The organism is Beggiatoa leptomitoformis (assembly GCF_001305575.3).
Taxonomy (GTDB): domain Bacteria; phylum Pseudomonadota; class Gammaproteobacteria; order Beggiatoales; family Beggiatoaceae; genus Beggiatoa; species Beggiatoa leptomitoformis.
In genome coordinates this window covers 327,729-350,366 of the sequence record NZ_CP012373.2, presented here as the reverse complement: position 1 = coordinate 350,366, position 22,638 = coordinate 327,729, and the positions used below count along the sequence as shown (strand labels likewise).

14 protein-coding genes are annotated in these 22,638 nt (G+C 41.4%); 8 read left to right on the top strand and 6 right to left on the bottom strand.

The genetic code is table 11. The annotated features are described in order from the left end of the window. Nucleotides 1–160: 160 nt before the first annotated feature. The 3 genes from parE (at nt 161) to AL038_RS01510 (ending at nt 6,484) form a co-directional block, all read left to right on the top strand. Nucleotides 161–2,041, top strand: a complete 1,881-nt coding sequence (parE, locus tag AL038_RS01520) for a DNA topoisomerase IV subunit B (protein ID WP_062147979.1) — start codon at nt 161–163, stop codon at nt 2,039–2,041. Between the two features lie 128 nt (nt 2,042–2,169). Further along, nucleotides 2,170–5,295 carry a mechanosensitive ion channel domain-containing protein gene (locus AL038_RS01515; RefSeq protein WP_062147977.1) on the top strand — a complete coding sequence of 1,042 codons (3,126 nt, stop codon included), beginning with the start codon at nt 2,170–2,172 and terminating at the stop codon, nt 5,293–5,295. A gap of 100 nt (nt 5,296–5,395) precedes the next feature. Next, the gene (locus AL038_RS01510; RefSeq protein ID WP_062147974.1) at nt 5,396–6,484 is read left to right on the top strand and encodes a hypothetical protein; all 1,089 of its coding nucleotides are present in this window, start codon (nt 5,396–5,398) and stop codon (nt 6,482–6,484) included. A 14-nt stretch (nt 6,485–6,498) separates the two neighbouring features. Here AL038_RS01510 and AL038_RS01505 read toward each other — a convergent pair. Further along, nucleotides 6,499–7,247 (bottom strand): IS5 family transposase gene (locus tag AL038_RS01505; protein WP_201800087.1). Its coding sequence is split into 2 segments (ribosomal slippage): nt 6,499–6,833 and nt 6,833–7,247, totalling 750 coding nucleotides; the frame shifts between segments, so codons are not numbered across the junction. Nucleotides 7,248–7,322: 75 nt separating this feature from the next. Here AL038_RS01505 and AL038_RS01500 point away from each other — a divergent pair. Beyond that, nucleotides 7,323–8,318 carry a hypothetical protein gene (locus AL038_RS01500; protein ID WP_062147971.1) on the top strand — a complete coding sequence of 332 codons (996 nt, stop codon included), beginning with the start codon at nt 7,323–7,325 and terminating at the stop codon, nt 8,316–8,318. 76 nt (nt 8,319–8,394) lie between these two features. Here the strand turns inward: AL038_RS01500 and AL038_RS01495 are convergent, their stop codons facing one another. The 5 genes from AL038_RS01495 to pyk all read right to left on the bottom strand — a co-directional run bounded on the left by AL038_RS01495 (nt 8,395) and on the right by pyk (nt 14,325). Then, nucleotides 8,395–8,961, bottom strand: a complete 567-nt coding sequence (locus AL038_RS01495) for a hypothetical protein (protein ID WP_062147968.1) — start codon at nt 8,959–8,961, stop codon at nt 8,395–8,397. A gap of 157 nt (nt 8,962–9,118) precedes the next feature. Further along, a complete protein-coding gene (gene nifE / locus AL038_RS01490; RefSeq protein WP_201800120.1) occupies nt 9,119–10,522 on the bottom strand; it encodes a nitrogenase iron-molybdenum cofactor biosynthesis protein NifE in 1,404 nt (467 codons plus the stop codon). A gap of 376 nt (nt 10,523–10,898) precedes the next feature. Continuing rightward, on the bottom strand, nt 10,899–11,174 hold the full coding sequence (locus AL038_RS01485) for a hypothetical protein (RefSeq protein ID WP_062147965.1): 276 nt from the start codon (nt 11,172–11,174) through the stop codon (nt 10,899–10,901). Between the two features lie 453 nt (nt 11,175–11,627). Beyond that, a complete protein-coding gene (gene fba / locus AL038_RS01480; RefSeq protein ID WP_062147962.1) occupies nt 11,628–12,692 on the bottom strand; it encodes a class II fructose-bisphosphate aldolase in 1,065 nt (354 codons plus the stop codon). A gap of 184 nt (nt 12,693–12,876) precedes the next feature. Then, nucleotides 12,877–14,325: a pyruvate kinase gene (pyk, locus tag AL038_RS01475; RefSeq protein ID WP_062147959.1), complete on the bottom strand. Its 1,449-nt coding sequence runs from the start codon at nt 14,323–14,325 to the stop codon at nt 12,877–12,879. A gap of 758 nt (nt 14,326–15,083) precedes the next feature. On the opposite strand from pyk, the gene AL038_RS01470 reads away from it, so the two are divergent. The 4 genes from AL038_RS01470 to AL038_RS01455 all read left to right on the top strand — a co-directional run bounded on the left by AL038_RS01470 (nt 15,084) and on the right by AL038_RS01455 (nt 22,638). Then, nucleotides 15,084–15,611, top strand: a complete 528-nt coding sequence (locus AL038_RS01470) for an RICIN domain-containing protein (RefSeq protein ID WP_062147957.1) — start codon at nt 15,084–15,086, stop codon at nt 15,609–15,611. Nucleotides 15,612–15,866: 255 nt separating this feature from the next. Then, nucleotides 15,867–18,284 (top strand): type I restriction-modification system subunit M, encoded by a 2,418-nt coding sequence (locus tag AL038_RS01465; protein ID WP_062147954.1) that lies wholly within the window; start codon nt 15,867–15,869, stop codon nt 18,282–18,284. Continuing rightward, nucleotides 18,275–19,585 carry a restriction endonuclease subunit S gene (locus tag AL038_RS01460; RefSeq protein ID WP_062147951.1) on the top strand — a complete coding sequence of 437 codons (1,311 nt, stop codon included), beginning with the start codon at nt 18,275–18,277 and terminating at the stop codon, nt 19,583–19,585. Before AL038_RS01465 ends, AL038_RS01460 begins: the two co-directional genes overlap by 10 nt. Further along, nucleotides 19,582–22,638 (top strand): type I restriction endonuclease subunit R, encoded by a 3,057-nt coding sequence (locus AL038_RS01455; RefSeq protein WP_062147948.1) that lies wholly within the window; start codon nt 19,582–19,584, stop codon nt 22,636–22,638. Before AL038_RS01460 ends, AL038_RS01455 begins: the two co-directional genes overlap by 4 nt.

The following is a 22,638-nucleotide window of genomic DNA, read 5'->3' as shown; positions in this document are numbered from 1 at the left end:
AAATCCTTAATCTATAAAACCCAACAAGTTAATTGACATAAATTTTTTTGCAACAACTTAACAGAAAATACAAAAATTTACTTAATCATTAAAAGACTTATCCACGCGACAAATTTACCCGCTCCCCGCTAAAAAAAACCTTCTCACGTTAGGAATCCGCATGAGCCACACTTACGATGCCGCCGATATAGAAGTATTGACGGGACTAGACCCTGTGCGTCGCCGTCCAGGAATGTACACTGACACCAGCCGCCCAAATCACCTTGCCCAAGAAGTTATCGATAACAGCGTTGACGAAGCCCTTGCAGGACATGCCAAACACATAGAAGTCATCCTCCACCGCGATAACTCCCTCAGTGTCAGCGATGATGGGCGCGGAATGCCTGTTGATATTCATCCTGACGAAGGCGTTTCAGGCGTTGAATTAATACTGACGCGATTACACGCGGGGGGGAAATTTTCCAACAAAAACTACCAGTTTTCTGGTGGATTACATGGTGTTGGTGTCTCTGTTGTCAATGCGCTATCCAGCTTCCTAGAAGTCACGATTAAACGCAATGGACAACGTTATCGCATGAACTTTGCCAACGGTGAAAAAACCGATGATTTAAACATTATTGGGCATTGTGAAAAACGCAGCACAGGAACAACCGTGCGTTTTTTACCTAATCCCAACTACTTTGACACCGCAACTTTTTCGCTAACCCATTTAATTCACGTATTGCGAGCAAAAGCCGTACTTTGTCCCCGCTTAACCGTCAGTTTTGAAGACGAAAATACGGGAGAAAAACAAACATGGTGCTATGCAGATGGTCTAACAACCTATTTACTAGACCATTTACAACAAGCAGACTGTTTACCAGAAACCCCCTTTACAGGACGGTTTACAGGAACGACAGAAGCCGTTGAATGGGCATTAACATGGCAAGCGGAAGAAATCCCATCACTGACTGAAAGCTATGTCAACTTAATTCCCACCGCACAAGGTGGAACACATGTTAATGGTTTACGCAGTGGTTTATTAGAAGCCCTGCGCGAATTTTGCGACTATCGCAACCTACTCCCGCGTGGAGTCAAACTGGCGGCAGAAGATGTATGGAATTGTTGTGCTTACGTTTTATCTTTAAAAATCAGTGAACCACAATTTTCAGGACAAACCAAAGAACGCCTTGCCTCGCGTGCTTGCGCAAGCTTTGTGATGGGCGTAGTGCGCGACACATTAAGCGTGTGGTTAAATCAACACGTGGAAACAGGCGAAAAAATCGCCGAGTTAGTTATCAGCCATGCGCAAAAACGCCTAAAAGCAGAAAAAAAAGTCGTCCGCAAAAAAGCCACAAACGGCCCAGCATTACCTGGAAAACTTGCCGATTGCAGCCTACAAGATACAACCCGCACAGAATTATTTTTAGTGGAAGGTGATTCTGCGGGTGGCTCTGCTAAACAAGCACGAGATAGAACTTTTCAAGCGGTTATGCCCTTGCGCGGTAAAATTTTAAATACGTGGGAAGTTGACTCTGCTGAAGTTTTAGCCTCACAAGAGGTGCATGACATCGCCGTTGCAATTGGTGTTGACCCCGGAAGCCCTGATTTAGCGGATTTACGTTATGGCAAAGTCTGTATTTTAGCGGATGCCGATTCAGACGGCGCGCATATTGCGACACTGCTTTGTGCTTTATTTGTTAAACATTTCCGTCCCTTAGTAGTGGCGGGGCATGTTTATATCGCAATGCCGCCCTTGTATCGTATCGATATCGGTAATCATATTTACTACGCCTTGAATGATGAAGAAAAAGAAGGAATTTCAAACCGCATCGTGGCTGAAAAGAAAAAAGGCAAAATTAACGTACAACGTTTTAAAGGCTTGGGCGAAATGAATCCGTTGCAACTGCGCGAAACAACGATGGCAGTGGATACGCGCCGTTTAGTGCAATTAACACTAGACGAACTGGAAACCGATAAAATGCTAGATATGTTGTTGGCGAAAAAACGGGCAACCGATAGACGTGGATGGCTAGAAACCAGAGGAATGATAGAACCTTAAGAAATAACTTAAAAACTCAACTCATTATAATCCTCCCTTTTAACAAAGAGGGAGAGAAAACAAGAAATTTAACCTAACTATATTTTGCTCCGTATTTATAACATGCTCTATTTTAGGAGTATTTTTCAATGTATCGGTTTTTATTGACCCTTTTTATTTTTTATACGCTCATCATTCAATACAGTATTGCCGAACCGCAAACCACCGTTGCCAGCCCGCCCGAAACGGCAACGCAGAAAAACCAGAATTTTCCACCTGTTCTTAATGCCGCAGGGTTAGAAGAACGCAAACAAGTTATCAAAGATAATTGGACAGCGTTGCAATATAGTCGTGACGCTATCACCGTTTTAACCAAACAACTTGAAAATAAAATCCGTGAGCTAGATGCCTCAAAAATTACATCGGCACTGCTAGAAAATGCAGAAATCGATAGAGATGCCGCCGCTATTGAATTAGAAAAGATACTCCAAGAATATAAAACCACAGAAACAACTATTTCTAATCAAAAAAACGCCAGCCATGAAGTAACAATGCAATTGGCAGAATTGCAAAAAACACCGCTAACTGCACCTGAAGAAATTGCACAACAACAGCAAAAAATCACCGCTTTAAAAAATCAACTAACTTCACTACAAGCAACAACAACCGTTGAAGAAGCCTTTTTGCAAGTGATGCAAGAACGCCTGAATATTGCGCAAGAACGCTTAAACCTGCTCACAGAATGGCACAATGCACTCGACAAAGCCTATCAAGAACGACAAAAAGCCAGTTTAGAAACCCAACTACAACAAGATAAACAACGTTATCAAGCATTGGCTGTTACGCTGCGCCAACAATTGACTAAAAAACAGGAATTAGACTCGTTTAAACAGTATTTTGCTTTAGAAGCCAAAATTCAAGAAGCGGATGAAATGACGCAATATGTAGCCCATAACTTTCGGCTACATTTATTGCAAAAAAACTTAATTGAATTTACACAATATCTAGCACAACGTTTAACAGAGCATGAACCTGAAGTTGTAGAAAAAAATTTAGAAAATATGTTGTTAGACACGGGAAAGATTATAGATGAATTAAAAACCGTACAACATTTTTTAGAAAATCGGGGGAATTTATTACAACAGCAATTAGAATTAATACGCAAACGTAACGAGACACTAAGCGGTGAAATTTTAAGAGATAATCAAGAAGCAGAAAAAATTATCAACACGTTAAATGAAAAATTACAACAACAAAGCATTGAAGTCTCAATCCTGTTGCAAGCGACTGATAATTTAGTCACAAAGTTGACAACAAGTTATCAAGATAGCGTGACACGTTTATTGTTAAGACAACGGAATTTACCTGATTCACAAGAAGAATGGCAACGTTTAGGAACAGATATTAGTCATGTACCTAATTTGTTGTTACAAGAGTATCAACTAACTTTACAGGGATTTCATAGAACTTTTGAACAAACGCCCTTGCATCGTTGGGGATTGCTGAGTGTTGGGGTGATTATTTGGCTCGTTTTATTTATTTGGATTCGACAAGCCCTCTTTCGTTTATTTGCACAATTAAATGAAGTTAATAACCGTTCTTTTGCGGCGAGTTTATTTCTTACAGGCTTACGTTTACTGCATTTAAATGCCATAGGCATTGCAGTCATTGGGGTATTTTGTTTGTTATTATGGCTTACACAACCGACTAAAAATACTATCTTAGTGAGCCTAAGTTTTGTTTTTTTATGGTTAGGCATCAAATTTCCTATTAATCTGCTATGGCTGCTTTTTTCTAGCAAAATACTCACCAAAACGCCGAATCGTTCACGTAGTTATCGTCAATTACGTTTATTTATTATCCTGATTGCTGTTTTTTCAATGATAACGGGATTAGGACATATTTTACCTATTGCAACAGTCACTCGTGATTTGTTAGATACTTGTTTTATGCTGTTCTTATCGTGGACATTAATTCCCATTATGCACATTCGCAACCTATTGCTTACAACCTTAGAAAAGGTGATGAAAGGCTATTGGTTGTTGGTCTTGCGTTTTGTGAGTTTATTAGTGCCATTAGCTGTGTTGGCGGTGTCAATTTTAGGCTTGTTGGGATATTTAAATTTAGGCTGGTACGTTGCTGAACATTTAACCGTGTCCTTATTGGTATTAATCGGATGGTTGACGATACGCGGTTTATTAATTGACCTGACTAATATTTTAAAAAATATGGCGTTAAAGCATAGTGAATTTGGCTTGTTATGGACGCAAGATATTATTCCATTAGTGCAGAAAATAACTTTTATCCTTTTATTTTTCATTGTGTTATTAGTGTTATTTTGGGCGAATGGGTGGTATAACGATTTTGCCGTGCGCAATAGTTTAGAAACCTTTTTAACATACCCTTTGTTTAAGATTGGTGAAACAAAAATTACCGTTAGTATTATCACGGTTTCCCTGATAACTCTTTGGTTTGTATTTTGGTTTGGTGGCTGGGCTAGACGTATTACATATCGCTGGATTTATATCAATGTTAATGATTTGGGTGTTAGACATAGTTTATCGGTCTTCACACAATATATGGTTATTTTAGTTGGATTATTAATTGTTTTTCAGATTATTGGCATTGATTTAACCACATTAACCATTTTTGCAGGTGCATTAGGGGTTGGATTAGGTTTTGGGTTACAAACGATTTTTAATAACTTTATCAGTGGCATTATTTTGTTGGTTGAACGGCCATTAAAAACAGGTGATTTGGTTAATATTGGCGATAAATATGAGGGGGAAGTTGCTAATATCGGTATTCGTTCACTGGTGGTGAGAAAATGGGATAATCAGGAAGTGATTGTGCCTAATGCGGATATTATTACTAATTCATTTACAAACTGGACGCATTCCGATGATATTGTACGTTTTACCCTGCGCTTACGTATTAGTTATGACAGCGACCCCTATCACGTCATCAAAATATTAACCAAGGTTTTACAAGACAGCCCTGATATTGTCACCGCGCCCCCTGTATCCCAAGTTAATTTATGGGAGTTTGGTGATTCGTGGATGGTTTTTCGCGTGGATTATCACATTAATGTTAGAACAAATAGTGTGTTACAAAGTCGTAATCGGTTGACTTTACACATTTGGGATGCGTTAAAAGCCGCTGACATTCGGATGTCTTATCCACAACATGAGTTGTATGTAAAAAACTTATTAGTGGACAAAGCAGATGCACAAGAACTATTTGATAATAAATCAGATTATCAGGGGATGAGTTAAATAAAAGCGGTGTATTAGGTCATTCAGTTAGTCACTGCATTTCTGAACAGGTAACGTATAATGCGTTTTATTTTTTCCTTCCCTGTGTTAAAGGATTGTTATGGCGTTTTGGAGTCAATTTTGGACACACACCGCGTGGGGTGTTTGTCTTAGTTTATTATGGTTTACCTTGCCCGGATGGGGAGTTGCACGTTTATTAGGTTTTGCGCGTCATCCCGCACCGTTATCAACGCTACTTATCGCGCCTGCGTTAGGATTGTGTACTTATGGCAGTTTTTCTTTATTAATTAATGCAATTTTTCCTTATCATTTTATTACGTTAATATTTTCATGGCTTGGGTTTCAGCTACTGGTCTGGGGGTGGATGTGGCGATATCCCGTGTCCACAACAGAAGCGTTTTGCCCGATTACCAATAAGTACGCGATAGGCTTATTGTTGGGGGCGGGGGTTTGGTCGCTATTACCTACCCTGCAAATTGTGCCTTTTTTTCGGCACGATGGTTTATACGTGTTAGAAATGATTTTTGATCATGCCAAAGTAGCCTTGGTTGATAGCATTGCGCGTGAGGGTTTATTACCAGTAAATCCGTATTACGCACCTGATGGCGAAACAATTCCGCTTATTTATTATTACACTTGGCATTTTCTCGCGTCCCAACTCAAAATGCTGAGTGCCATAAATGGCTGGTCGGCTGAAGTTGCTTTTAACTGGTTTACAGGGTTTGCAGTCATTGGGTTTTTGAGTGGTCTAGCCATTCGCATCAGTCAAAAAGTAATGGCTGGTTTTTTTGTGTTACTGTTGGGTATCTGCGCACAACCATTCGTTTTAACGGATTTTTTCGGCGAGTGGATTGCAGGAAAACTTCTTTTACCAGACCACCCCGCAGAGGTCTTGTGGCTACAAATGGCATGGGTTCCACAACATGTGTTATCTGCGCTCGCTGTTTTAATGGGTTTATTTTTAATGGCGCGGTTATTAACCAAAACAACCTTGCAACCTGTGTATGCCGCCATATTAGGGCTTACTGTTGCAACGGGATTTGGTGCGTCAACATGGGTAGGTGGCATTGGATTAGCCTTTGCTAGTCCTATATTATTATTAGCAATTTTATTACTCCGCTTACCTTTTGTACAATATCTAACCCTTATCAAAAACAGTTTGATTGCCTTAGAGCCTGTCATCAAATAAGAAGGGTTAAAGGTTCAAGCCAAAAGAATCAAGGTAGAAGCCAAATAAACCCCACTTAAGAAATTCCTAGCGCGTTTATCATATCGTGTAGCTATGGCGCGGTATTGCTTTAATTTACCGAAGAAATGCTCGATTAAATAACGTGCCTTATAAAGGACTTTATCATAGTCAGGTGGATTTAAACGATTTTTCCTGAACGGAATCACAGGTTCTATGCTTTTCTGTTTTAAAACATCTCTAACCCGTTCATCAGCATCATAAGCCTTATCAGCCAATAAAGCGTTTGCCTTTATCTGAGGAATAAGAGCATCAGCCCCTTCAAGGTCGCTTGCCTGTCCCGCAGTCAAAAAAAAAGGGTCGGATTGCCCAGTGCGTCAACAACGGAGTTAATCTTGGTACTTAAACCCCCTGCGCTACGTCCAATGGCTTCATCTGCACCACCACCACTACTATGTTGATGCGCTCTAACTATTGTGCTGTCTATCATGGCATATTCATTATCGGCATCGGCACTTAGTATCTTGAAAACACGTTCCCAGACACCTTTTTTAGACCAACGACTGAAGCGGGTATGGACGACACGGAAATCACCAAAGCGTTCGGGGAGGTCGCGCCAAGGAATGCCACTGCGATAACGGAATAGAACAGCATCAATAAACAAGCGGTTATCTTTAGCCGTCATCCCGACATGTCCTTTACGCCCAGGGAGTAGCGGTTCTAGTTTTGACCATTGTTCATCGGTTAAGGCATAGCGACGACTCATTGTTTTATCCTTGGCGATATCTGGGTATATATTTATAATATAACACTTTTTACTATTTGATGACACGCTCTAGGTATGACAACCCTTTTTTCTTTGCCCTTATTAATTTCTCAAGTATCAGGCCCTTCGCTGGCAGAATCACAATTACCTTTTGGGTTTGAAATTTACAATTCCACCGCGCTCGCCTCACGTGAGGTATTTAAAGGACAACTCATTCATATTATTGCTTTCTGGGTGCAATATTTACCCTTGAGTTTAGGTATTAGTTATCTATTAGGGATTTTTGGCCTGTTTGCCTATCGTGGGCAGAATGAAGAAGCAAGAAATTTCCACTACTTATCTGTTGCAGGCACAATAGGCTTTTTACTCGTTACATTATTTATAAAAAGCACATTTTGGAATAATAGTTTTGGCTGGCGTGCGGTTTTACCACCGCTGATGTTATTACTAATTTGGGCAGGGGTTGCGGCGAGCTTGCCATATACGGCCGTTTTAACCCATTGGCGAGAAAAAGCTTTGTTTGTCCGTTGGCGGCGCGCTATCCCTGTGATTTTAACCTGCGGCATAACAATCGGGATTTTAGCGACTATTCGAATAATGCATTTGCCGTTGCATTTTCAAAACGCAACGCCAGAAGAAATTAGCTTACATCAGGGATTTCTCAAACAATATCAAGCATGGGAAACCGTCCGCACCTTAACCCAACCTAGCGATATTGTGCAATCTAATCCTGATGGGTATCTCGCGCTAACACCATGGCCAGCAACACTACCCTATGCTTTATTTGCTGACCGTAAAATAGCCTACGCCAATATAGAATATGCAACGGTGTTTGCTTATCGTTATGATGCTGAAAAAAATAAACAGCAATATCAGATTATTCGCAGTGCTTTCGCCGCACCAGTAGAAGCAAAAACCTTACTCACCCTGCGAGACCAATACAATATAAAAGCCCTGTTAGTCGACCAACATGATTCCATCTGGCAATCACCTTATATTGAACAATCAGGTGTTTATCAGCTAGCGTATCAAAATGATGACTATAAAGTTTATTTGGCTAATAAACCCTAGTTATTTAAATGCTAACGGACAACACCACTCAAAAGCGATGTTGTCCGTTATTTGAGAGGATACGACGTACACGCGCTTATATCGCGCCGCGTAACTCTTTATGCACAACAACAGTCCGTGCTAAGGCTTCTTCTAAAGAAACTTTGACATTTTTGGGTTTTAAAGTTTTGGATTCATCCGCTACTTTAACCACTTTATCGCCAGCCCCTAAGCCTTTAAAGTCCCCTTTTTCTAACCCAAGCATTTCATTAAACTCATTCCACACAACCCCTTCAACTAAGGGATATAAGTAGGCAAGATGACCTTCAATTTCAACAACTAACTTTTCTTTGATATTTTCCACAAAGAAAAACAAAGGAATACCCGCCGCACATTGTGCGAGATACTTTTCACAAAACAAGGAGATGCTTTCTAATTTCTGCAAGTGTCCCGCGAAAAACTCAATTTTTTCGCCTTTTGCTGTTAACACTACTTGTTTAATTACTGCCTCAGGCGTTCCGCGTGTTCCGTGAATGGTTAATTTGCCTTCTTGCAGAATCAAATCACCCCGATAAACCAATGTATCAGAGCTTTCTGCTTTTTCACAGATAGAAACCTGCCATGTTAAATTTTGTGCCTGAATATTTTCTAGAAAATTACTCATAAATAGACCTTAAGTGGGTGTGAATAATCAATAATTATTAACATCATTCATCTGCGGTACAACTACATCTTATATTATAATACTTGGGCTAATCAGTAAAAATAAAAAAAGACCTTCCCACTCAAGTAATTGAGTAGGAAAGTTAAATGTCTACTGACTAAGCAATAGACGGTTGCAAGGGGGTTTTCCAAGGGGCGGGCTGACGAACGGCCGACCAAATAGGACTTTCAATAGTCAATGCTAATTGGCGCACGAGTTCTAACATGCCTTCATAACCTTCATAACCAAACTCGCGTTCTTGGTTAATATCCAAGAAGGGAATTTTAGCTTTTAGCGCAGTGTACATATTTCGACCACCCGCAATCAGAATATCTGCCTTGTATTCCTTAAAGACATTCAGTAACGCACGCGGGTTGCCATCATCAATCATTTTGGCATCCTTGCCCATAATTTCCTTGATCCGTTCCTTATCTTCTTCCGTAGATTTTTTTGTGCCTGTAGCAACAACGACCATGCCTAAATCCTGCAAAGCAGACACCACAGACCATGATTTAACACCACCCGTATAAAGCAACACTCGCTTACCTTTTAAGCGTTCCCGCCAAGGGATAAGTGCCGCACGGATACGTGTTTCTTCACGCACGATTAACTTTTCAGTGCGTTCAATCAAGTCTGGGTCATTAATGACACGCGCAAAATCACGGAGGGCTTGAGAAGTATCCGTAATGCCGTAAAAACTACCCTCAAACCAAGGAATTTTGTACTGATCTTCGAGTTTACGTGCCACATTTAACATGGCCTTAGAACAGACCATCATCGTCACTTCGGCGCGGTGCATGGTTTGCACTTCTCTATAACGCGCATCGCCTGATAAGGTACAGAGAACCCGTAAACCCAATTCATCTAAGAGGGGCAAAACATGCCAAAACTCGCCCGCAATATTATATTCACCGACCAAATTAACGCTGTGAACTTTCATACCAGCGTTTTCTGTACAGGTTGGCAGGGGGTCAGGTTCGCGTGTACCGACCACGTATTTGACCATCGCCTCGCCACCGATACGATTACCTAAATTCTTTGTGCCATAAAAACCAGCAGAATCAACAGGTACAACAGGTGTACCCCACCGTTCCTGAGCAGATTTACACACAGCCTCAATATCATCACCAATCAACGCGGGAACACAAGTGTTATACACAAATACCGCTGAAGGATTATGTTCTTCAACAGCTTGTTTAATCGCATGAAATAGGCGTTTTTCTGCCCGTCCCATAATAATATCGTTTTCGGTTAAATCGGTTGTCATGCCTAAACGATACAATGTTGAACCAGATGAACGTGTACCGCGATTGTCCCAAGAACTGCCCGCACAGGCGATAGGACCATGAACGATATGAGCAACATCCGCAATGGGTAACAAAGCGATTTGTGCGCCGTCAAACGCGCAACCACCCGCCGTTGAACCCGGCTTAGGACGTGCGCAGCCTGATTTTTCTTTCTTATTGTGCGTACATGCTGGCTCATTGAGCAATTCAGCAATATCTTTCGCCTTCATGGTCATGGGCTAACCCCGTTTATGTCGTTTGATGTATTGGTACACTAGAGTTTAGCAAAGGCTATGCCATTTAAAGTTAAGTTATTAATCAACAAATTAACTATTATCAGGATTGTAAGGAAGATAACAATTTATACGGTTTTAAAGCGGGGAAGAGTGAAATATAACTAACATTATTAATAGATTAATAATTTTGTCAGTTTTTGTCGTTTTTTTAGGCGATGGCGGTTAGTTGGGCTACGTTTTCTTGTTTTCATATTAAATTAAAAACGAAGAAAACATATAGCAACAGTACTATAAAAAGATTAAATAGAATATCAGTAAAAAGAGCGCATCAATAGAACAATTTGCTCGTTATTACTTCTGAATTTATGCGCATAGTTTATTGTCCATTCAATGTATTTTTATTTCCTTCCACATCATTAGCATCCATTTTTGATGCACCAGTTGCGCGTAAGGTATTCCCATCCCCTTTAATTTTATTTTTACTAATGCTTGTTACAGGTGTTTGTTCTGCCTTAATACGGGCTTTTACCCCTGTTTTATTTGCACTAAAATCTGCTAAGCCTAAACGGTCTTTTAAAAAATAAAGGGCAATACCCCCTAATATCACTAGACCACTAACAATAATCAACACAATTAATACATTTTCGCTCATGATAATTCCTTAATTTTAAAAACTATAGCAACAGTACTATAACCTGAGTTTTGCTTGGTAACGAGCAAAAGAATTCTCAAATGAATTTTATTCCTCAGCGCGTTGTGATAAATCATGAAAAGCAATAATTTGTGTCAGTAATCGATTTGTATCGACGAGTTCAGCAATCCACGCCGCTGGAGCGACGCGGTAGGCATTCCCACGCTAGAGCGTGGGAACGAGGAAAACGTAGGGTGGAATAGCGTAGCGTATTCCACCATAAAACGCCACAAATAGCTGAGTTTATGCAGAAAGCTTGCACTGTTGTGGAATACGGCTTGCGCCTATTCCACCCTACAATAATCATTTTAAAGTGCGTTAGCTATAATTAAATACACTACCGTTTTAACAAAAAAACCTTCTAGGCTTTTAATGCCTAGAAGGTTTCAGCACTACAATAAATCAATTTCTATCTTATTGAATTTTTGGTGCTAATGTACCATTTTGATATAGACTTACCATCTTTTCTAATGATAATGGTTTGACTTTGTCCGCCATCCCTGCACAACCAAAGGCTTCAAAGCGCGCTTTGCAAATCTCTTTCATGGCTTTTGTGGTTGCCTTAAAGAATTTGCGAGGGTCAAACTCTTTAGGGTTGTCGTGCATGGTTTTACGCATCGCGCCCGTCGATGCCATGCGTAAGTCAGTATCAATATTAATTTTCCGCACGCCGTGTTTAATCCCTTCGACGATTTCCGCAACAGGTACGCCATAGGTTTGTCCCATGTCGCCACCATATTTGTTGATGATTTCTAACCAATCTTGTGGCACAGAAGATGAGCCGTGCATCACAAGATGTGTATTCGGTAAACGGGCATGAATTTCTTTAACGCGGGCAATGGCTAAAATATCACCCGTAGGTGGACGGCTAAATTTATACGCGCCGTGACTTGTCCCAATCGCAATCGCTAACGCATCTACGCCTGTTTTTTTCACAAAATCAACAGCTTGTTCTGGGTCGGTTAAAAGTTGGTCATGCGATAAAATCCCTTCTGCACCAACACCATCTTCTTTTCCAGCCGTGCCACTTTCTAATGACCCTAAACAGCCTAATTCCCCTTCTACAGAAACACCCGCCGCATGGGCAATTTCTACCACGCGCCGTGTTACATCAACGTTATAGTCATAGCTTGCTGGGGTTTTCATATCCGCAAGTAATGAGCCGTCCATCATGACGGAGCTGAAACCACTTTGCATAGAACGAATGCAAACAGCAGGCTCTGCGCCATGGTCTTGGTGCATGACAACGGGAATATGGGGATACATTTCTAACGCGGCGAGTACTAAATGCCGCAAAAAGGGTTCGCCTGCGTAAGAGCGCGCGCCTGCGGAGGCTTGTAAAATAACAGGACTATTAGCTTCATCAGCCGCTTGCATAATGGCTTGAATCTGCTCCATATTATTTACATTAAAAGCAGGCAAACCATAACTATGTTCTGCTGCATGGTCAAGTAGTTGTCTTAGGGATATTAACGCCATTCTGCGTTCTCCTCTCAGTTTGTGGTAAAGCGTCAAAAGGGGAAATTATACCGTTGCTTGGCAAAATTACCCCTATTTAGCGTATTTTTTATAATGAGTCAGTTTTGATTATTTTAGTCGTGATGTAGCGGGATTTATTTAATGTATTTTCAGGATAAATCCCCCTCAACCCTAATTTTCGCAATTAGACATTGATTAGCGTTTTTTCGTCTCCGACACAAATAACTTTCATCAAATTTGTCCCGCCAGAGATACCGCGTAAATCTCCTTTAGTAATAATAACTAAATCGCCATCACTAACCGCCCCGCTGGATTGTAAGCGGTTTAATACCGCATGATTGACTTCAACAATGTCAAATGCCGCTAAATCTAAATGTACGGGGTAAACCCCGCGATAAAGCGTTACCTTTTGGCATGTTTCTAAATGGCGAGAAAACGCATAAATTGGAATGCCAGAACTAATCCGTGACATCCACAAAGGTGTTGAACCTGATTCTGTTAGGGAAACAATGGCTTTTACGTCTAAATGGTTGGCTGTGTACATGGTCGCCATCGCAATGGCTTCATCAATGCGCCCAAAATGTAAGGCTAAACGGTGGTCAGATACGCGAGTCATCGGCTGTTTTTCGGCTTCCTGACACACCCGATCCATTGCAATAACCGCTTTATCAGGATATTTACCTGATGCGGTTTCAGCGGAGAGCATAACGGCATCCGTCCCATCAAACACGGCGTTAGCAACATCAGAGACTTCAGCACGGGTTGGAATGGGATTTTCAATCATGGATTCCATCATCTGTGTAGCGGTGATGACGACTTTATTTAAATCACGGGTTTTTTTAATCAGCATTTTTTGCACTGCAGGCAGTGCCGCATCGCCAATTTCTACGCCTAAATCCCCGCGTGCTACCATGATAACATCCGCCGCACGGATGATTTCTTCATAATTTGTAACAGCTTCTGCACGTTCAATTTTCGCAACAATACCCGCTTTACTGCCTGCTGCTTGTAATAAACGTCGTGCTTCATGCACATTTTCTGCACTGCGCGGAAAAGAAATGGCTAAATAATCCACGCCCATTTTAGCCGCAGCAATTAAATCAGTGCGGTCTTTATGGGTGAGGGTTTCGGCGGACAATCCGCCACCTAAGCGATTAATTCCTTTGTTATTAGATAACGTTCCCCCCACTTGCACACGGCAGAAAATTAGCGTTTGCTCGACTTTTTCCACCCCTAAAACAATCCGTCCATCATCAAGCAGTAGGGTGTCATTTGCCCGTACATCACGCGGTAGTTGTTTATAGGTTAGACCGACGCGCTCTTGTGTTCCCGCATCGCTAGGACACGCCGCATCAAGAATAAAGTTGTCGCCTTCACTCAGGGTGATGCGCCCTGTTTGAAACTTTTCAATGCGGATTTTAGGCCCTTGTAAATCCGCCATAACGGCGACATGTCGCCCTAATGCTCGCGCACATTGTCGCACGGCATCAAAGCGTTGTTGGTGGTTTTCAACCGTTCCATGGGAGAAGTTTAAACGGACAATATCGACACCTGCTTGAATAATCTTTTCTAACATTGCAGGCGCGTCAGTAGCAGGACCTAAGGTCGCGATGATTTTAGTACGGCGTGGCATAAGCCTTTCCTTTGGTGAATCGTTATTTTTATAAATATAGTTTATAGGTTTTTAGGGAATTATAAAATTAAGTATTTTTATTGATGATATTAGAAAATATCGTCTGCTTGTTATAATCCTCAATGAAAACAATAGTAGCTCCGATGTGATTTTCTATCTTTTTGGAAAAAGATAAAGGAGGGACGGCGCAATCTTCAAAAAATTTGCCTTGCGGGTCGGAGGCGTTTATCGAGCAAATCCGATTATCGCGTCGATGCCACGTACCGCTATCAACGCGGCGAATTAAACACAGAAATTCGTTAATCGAATTTTTACCGTTATTTTTAAATGAAAACGCGGATAATCTGGAAGGGGTTGTTCGCGTTTTTGTTTGGGTGGGGTTTTTAAAAAGATGATTTTGTGTAAAGGATATTCTCGCGAATCAAGGTTTGTAACCTTAACCCAATGTTTTGCTAACTTTAAGGTTATGAAACGTTCAGGTGCAGGTTACAAACCTGCACCTGCTTGGTGTTGACATATTCAAAATGATGGTGTGGAATCAACTTTAAACTGAAAAAAATTTTTGGCTTTCCTTATCACTAGAAATAGTGGCTTAGACCATTTTATTTGGACTAGATACACGGAAAGAACAAAAAATTGCGAGGTTTGGGGTGCTTAATTGGGGTGCCTAATTTGTACTTTAGGCTTTGTTGCCAATGATCCACGATAATAACGTGGAAACTACAAAGCGTATCTCTAAATAAAAAGGAGTTTTTCTGATGAAAATGTTATTGAAACTAACTGTCCCTGCAATCATTGCAATAAGCAGCAATGCCTTAGCGGCTGATTCCAGTTTCCCAGACGGTTATTTCAAGCTCACAACTCAGTTCCGCGAGGGTAAGAATGAATGTCTTGAAGGCAACCAAGTGAACGGCTCAATGAATGGTGCGGCGTTTATGGACAAATGTCAGAACGTATCTGGTCAGTTGTGGAAAGCAACCCCAGCCGAGAATGGATACTTCAAACTCACCACCCAATTCCGTGAGAGCAACAACGAATGCCTTGAAGGCAATCAAGTCAAGGGCTCAATGAATGGCGCGGCGTTTATGGACAAATGTCAGAACGTATCTGGTCAGTTGTGGAAAGCAACCCCAGCCGAGAATGGATACTTCAAACTCACCACCCAATTCCGTGAGAGCAACAACGAATGCCTTGAAGGCAATCAAGTCAAGGGCTCAATGAATGGCGCGGCGTTTATGGACAAATGTCAGAACGTATCTGGTCAATTGTGGAAGTTTCAGCAGTAAATTCTGTATTATTTCCGTACACGCGAATCAAGGTCTGTAACCTTAACCTAATGTTTTGCTAACTTTAAGGTTATGAAACGTTCAGGTGCAGGTTTGTAACCTGCACCTGCTTGGGGAAGAAAACCGCCAAATCTACCTCGAATGGCTGGAGGAATACTGCCGCCGCCATGAAATCGAGATACTCGCCTATTGTCTGTTGTCTAATGACCAACCACATTCACCTTGTCGCCGTTCCCGCGAAAAACATAAAAACCTATGACAATCAAAAAATCTGAACTCTATTCTTCTCTTTGGGCAAGCTGCGATGAACTGCGTGGCGGTATGGATGCCAGTCAATACAAAGATTATGTGCTGGTGATGTTGTTTATTAAATACGTCAGCGATAAATACGCGGGGCAACCGTTTGCGCCTGTCATCATTCCAGAAGGTGCGAGTTTTAAGGATATGGTGGCGTTGAAGGGGAAGGCTTCCATTGGTGATGATATTAATAAGAAAATCATCGCGCCGTTGGCAGAGAAAAATAAACTCGCCAGTATGCCTGATTTCAACGACCCTGAAAAATTGGGTTCTGGCAAAGATATGGTTGAACGTCTGAGCAATCTTATCGCTATTTTTGAAAATAAAGCCTTAGATTTTAGTAAAAACCGTGCGGATGGGGATGATATTCTTGGCGATGCTTATGAGTATTTGATGCGCCATTTTGCGACTGAGAGCGGCAAGAGTAAGGGACAATTTTATACGCCGTCAGAAGTCAGTCATGTTATGTCGAGAATTATCGGCATTGGTGAAGCAAACACCAGCGGCGATACTACAGTTTATGACCCCACTTGTGGCTCTGGTTCTTTGTTGTTAAAAGTCGCCGATGCGGCAAAAACCCCCGTGTCTTTATACGGTCAAGAAAAAGATGCGGCTACCAGTGCGTTGGCGCGTATGAATATGATTTTACATAACAATCCTACTGCGGTGATTGAGCGGGAAAATACTTTATCCACACCTAAGTTTATGAATGAAGGCAGCCTGAAAATTTTTGATTTCGTGGTTGCGAATCCGCCGTTTAGTGATAAACGCTGGAGTACGGGGGTTAATACTGAGCAAGACCCGCATCAGCGTTTTATATATGGTGTGCCGCCTGATAAAAATGGCGATTATGCCTATTTGTTGCACATTATTCGCTCGTTAAAAAATCGCGGTAAAGGCGCGTGTATTCTGCCGCATGGGGTGTTATTTCGCGGTAATGCTGAGGCGGTTATTCGTGAGAATATTGTACGCAAGGGCTTGATTAAGGGCATTATTGGCTTGCCTGCTAATTTGTTTTATGGCACGGGTATTCCTGCGTGCATTATTGTGATTGATAAGGAAAACGCAGAGCATCGTAAAGGTATTTTTATGATTGATGCGGGTAAGGGCTTTGTTAAAGATGGCAATAAAAACCGTCTGCGTGAGCGCGATATTCATAAAATCGTGGATGTGTTTAATAAGCAAATGGATATTGATGGCTACAGTAGAATGGTCGCGTTCAATGAGATTGAAAAAAATGAGTTTAATTTAAATATTCCGCGTTATATTGACAGCAGTGAAGCAGAGGATTTACAGGATATTGCAGCGCATTTATTGGGCGATATTCCCAAGGCGGATATTGAGGCATTGCATAGTTATTGGGCGGTTTGTCCCGCGCTTAAATCCGCGTTATTTGCGCCTGCGAAACGGTGCGCGGATTATTTGAGTTTGCAAGTCGCTAAGGATGAGATTAAAACCCGCATTTATCAGCATCCTGAATTTACCAGTTATATGAACAACATGCGTCAAGTGTTTCAATTATGGGAACAGCGCAGCACTGCCGACTTAAAAGCATTGCAAGCGGGCTATCATCCTAAAGAAATCATTCGCACACTGAGTGAAGCCTTGTTGACGGCTTACGCGGATAAGGCATTGATTGACCAGTATGCGGTTTATCAGCATTTAATGAGTTATTGGTTTGAAGTGATGCAAGATGATGCGTATTTGATTGCGGCGGACGGTTGGCAGGCGACGATTGACCGCATTCTTGAGGAAAAGAAGAATAAAGACGGCAACGTTACCAAAACCATTGATAAAGGTTGGGCGTGTGATTTAATCCCTAAATCATTGGTCATTAAGCATTATTTTTCTGAGCAACAGCAAGCGATTGACGCGTTGAATGCTGAACTGGAAACCGTGCAAAGTCAGAAGACTGAACTGGAGGAAGAACACGGCGGTGAGGAGGGTTTTTTTGCAGAATTGGATAGAATCAATAAGGGCAGTATTACGGCGCGACTCAAGGAAATTAAAGGCGATGCAGAAGCCAAACCAGAGCAGGAAATTCTCAAGCAGTATTTGCACCTTTTGGACAGTGAAGCCGATAATAAGAAAGCGGTTAAAGTCATGGAGAATCAATTGGATGTTGATTTGTTAGACTTTTATCCGACGCTTACCGAAGAACAGATTAAGCAGTTGGTGGTGGATGATAAATGGATGGCGCGGATTGACCAAGATGTTCATTCTGAAATGGATCGCATTAGTCAGCATCTCACGCAGCGCATCAAGGCATTGGCGGAACGGTATGAAATCCCCTTATCGCAACAAACCGAGAAAGTGGCAGAATTAGAGCAAACAGTAACGGCGCATTTGGAAAAAATGGGGTTTGTATGGCACTGAAAGCGGGATATAAACAGACTGAGGTTGGGGTGATTCCTGTGGATTGGGAGGTTAGTGAACTTAAGGATATAATTTTGGATATGCTTCAAGGTGTTAATACCGCAATCGATAAACCAGAATATGTAAATAGTGGTAGTGGAATCCCAATTCTTAAGGCGAATAATATTATTGATAAAGAAGTGAGATTTAATGGAGCAGATCACATTTCTAAAAAAACTTTCTCCACATATAGTGACAGATATAAGTTAAAGAAAAATGATTTTTTATTCTCTAATATAGGCGCTCGTTTAGGTACAGGTTCACTGTTATCAGTGGAAACAGAATGCAGCTTTGCATGGAATGTAATGAGAATTATTCCAAATACAAATAAAATTATTCCAAGCTACTTATCTTCAGTAGTTAATTCCCCAAAGATTTCTCAAAACATAAAAGATAATCAGTCTGGGTCAGGAATGGGTTTTGTACCAAAGAGTGTTATGAGGAAGATTAAAATACCTCTTCCAAATATGCTGGAAGAACAAACCGCCATAGCCAATGTTTTAAGCGATGCCGATGCCTTGATTCAATCGCTCACCCGCCTCATCGCCAAAAAACGCCAGATAAAACAAGGTGCGATGCAAACCCTGCTCAACCCCTATGAAAATGGTCGCTTAAAAGCGGGGTGGGCGACTATAACGTATGACGAAGCATTTAACTTTCTATCAACTGCATCCTTTTCCAGAAGCGAATTAAGTAACAGTGGAGAATATGGATATATTCATTATGGAGACATTCATACGCTATGGGATGGATTTGTGGATTTCAAAAAGAATGAAGTGTCAGGCATTGCTGAGAATAAAGCTAAAAATTATGTTGTTATCAAAGATGGCGATTTAATAATGGCTGATGCTTCAGAGGATTACAAGGGAATTGGTAAGAGTGTAGAAATAAAAGGAGTTGGAATTAAAAAAGTAATTTCTGGTTTGCACACATTTTTACTGAGAGATTCTAAAAACGTTTTCGTTGATGGGTTTAGAGGTTATATCCATTCGACAAAATATGTAAAAGAGCAGCTTGATCGTCTTGCGACAGGATTAAAAGTATATGGTATTTCTAAAACTAATTTAAAATTAATTAAAATACCTTTGCCGCCAAAAGAAGAACAAACCCGAATCGCCACAATCCTATCCGACATGGACACCGAAATAAACGCCCTAGAAAGTAAACTCAACAAATACCAACAAATCAAACAAGGCATGATGCAAAACCTGCTCACGGGACAAATTCGACTGGTATCGCCTGAAACGGAAACAAACCCATGACCACCGTTGACAAACCCGAACGCGCCACCCAAAACCGCGTGATAAAACTATTTTCCGAACAACTGGGCTACACCTATCTCGGCAACTTACAAAGCAAACCCGATAACCGCAACATCGAACCGCCGCAACTGAGCAAATACCTATCCGCCAACGGTTACAGCCAAGCCCACATCAACAAAGCCTTAGACAAATTACAAACCACCGCCAACAACCACGCCCAAAATTTATACAACAATAACAAAGCAGTCTATCAACTACTGCGTTATGGCGTGGCGGTGAAAATAGCCGCAGGCGAACCCACCGACACCGTGCATATAATCAACTGGCAACACCCCGAAGCCAACGATTTTTATATTGCTGAAGAAGTCACAATATACGACGGCGAAAAAACCAAACGCCCCGACATCGTGCTATATATAAACGGTATCGCCATCGCCGTGTTAGAACTAAAAAACAGCCGCGTATCCCTTGGTGAAGGCATCCGCCAAAGTTTAAACAACCAAAAATCAAGCGTTATCGGCGCATTTTTTAGCACCATACAATTCATATTTGCTGGGAACGACTCCGAAGGCTTGAAATACGGCACAATTGGCACACCCGAAAAATTTTTTCTCAACTGGAAAGAAGACGAACAAGACAACACCGATTACAAACTAGACAAATATTTACGCAAAATCTGCAACAAATCCCGCCTAATTGAATTAATCCACGACTTTATCTTATTTGATGGCAACAAGAAAAAACTCCCGCGTGTACATCAATATTTCGGTATCAAAGCCGCGCAGAAATATATCCAGCGCAAACAAGGCGGTATTATCTGGCACACCCAAGGCAGCGGCAAAAGTATCGTCATGGTATTACTGGCAAAATGGATACTAGAAAACAATCCCCGCGCCCGTGTCGTGGTTATCACTGACCGCGATGAACTCGACAAACAAATCAAACAAGTATTTGAAGAAGCAGGGGAAAAAATACACCGCAGCCATAGCGGACGCGATTTGATGAAACAACTAGGACAACAAACCCCGCGCCTGTTGTGTTCCCTAGTGCATAAATTCGGCAATAAAGAGGTGGATAATTTTGAAGCCTTTATCGAACAATTAAAAAGCCAGCCCAGCCCTGCCGTCGGTGAATTATTTGTATTTGTGGACGAATGCCATCGCACCCAAAGCGGCAAATTGCACCGCACCATGAAGGCATTACTACCCAACGCGGTATTTATCGGCTTCACTGGCACGCCTTTATTAAAACAAGACAAAGCCACCAGCTTAGAAGTGTTTGGCAACTATATCCATACTTACAAATTTAAAGAAGCAGTGGAAGATAAAGTGGTGCTTGATTTAGTCTATGAAGCCCGCGACATTGACCAACGCCTGAATTCACCACAAGAAATTGATGCGTGGTTTACCGCCAAAACCAGCGGATTAAATGAGTATCAGCAAGCGGCATTGAAAAAGAAATGGGGCACAATGCAAAAAGTCCTCAGCTCTGAATCACGCTTGGGCAAAATAGTGGCTGATATAGTGAGCGATTTCAGCAGTAAAGCAAGATTAAGTTCTGAGTCGGGCAATGCGATTTTAGTCGCCTCCAGTATTTTTGACGCTTGCCACTATTACAACTTATTTCAAGACACGGCATTAACAGGCAAATGCGCGCTAGTGACTTCTTACAACCCGCAAAATACCGATATAAGCGATGAAGAAACGGGGGCGAATACCGAAACCAAAAAGCAATTTATTTATAACACTTACACCAATTTGCTCAAAGCAATACAAGCCAAATCAGGCAAGAGCAAAGCCGAAACCTATGAAAATGAAGTCAAACAGCAATTTATCCATGAACCCGCCAAAATGAAACTATTGATTGTGGTGGATAAACTGCTGACGGGATTCGATGCGCCCAGTTGCAGCTATTTGTATATTGATAAATCAATGCAAGATCACGGCTTATTTCAAGCCATTTGCCGCGTCAACCGCTTAGACACTGAAGACAAGCTGATAGGTTGCATCGTTGATTACAAGAATTTGCTCGAAAATCTAACGGGCGCGATTCAAGTCTATACCAAAGAATTAGATTATGATGATTTTGAAGCTAAAGATTGCGATATTTTGCTCAAAAATCGCCTTAAAGAAGGACGTGAACGGCTGGACAATGCGCTAGAAGCCATCGAATTAATCTGTGAACCCGTGCCACAACCAAAAAATGACTTAGATTATATCCATTACTTCTGCGGTAACACCGACATCGCTACGGATTTGAAACAGCGCGAAGTGCTACGCATGACCTTATATCAAACCACCGTCAGCTTTATCCGTGCGTATGCCAATATTGCCGACGACATGGAAGGTGCAGGTTATCGCGCTGATGAAATTAAATATATTACAAATCGCCTCAATCATTACCACAAACTACGCGAAATCATCCGCAAAGCCAGCGGTGAAGTGCTTGACCTCAAAGCCTATGAAGCCGACATGCAGAATTTAATTGATTTGTATATTCAAGCAGAAGATTCCGTAGTCATTTCCCCTTTCGCCAATCTGCCCATTTTAGAGATTATCCAAAAAATCGGCATCGAGAAGGCTATCAATACCCTGCCTGATGGGATTAAAGACAATCAAGACGCGGCGGCGGAAACCATTGAAAACAATGTGCGTAGCAAAATTATCAAAGACCAATTACTTGATCCCGCGTATTTTGAAAAAATGTCATTGCTGTTAGCGGAAATTATTTTACAGCGCAAACAAAAAGCTATTGATTATCAACGCTATTTACAAGAAATGGCTAATTTAGCAAATCAAGTCTCTAGCGGAACAATGAATAACATGCCGCCATTGCTCAATACTCAAGCCAAACGTGCGCTATACAACAATCTTGGGCAAAATGAAGCACTGGCTTTACAGATTGATACCGCCATTTTAGAAAGTAAAAGCGACGGCTGGCGCGGTAATCAGGCTAAGGAGAACGGGATTAAGCGGGCGATTTATAAAATCCTTAATGATTTAAAAGAAGTCGAGCGTATTTTTGCCATCATCGAACAACAGCGTGATTATTAA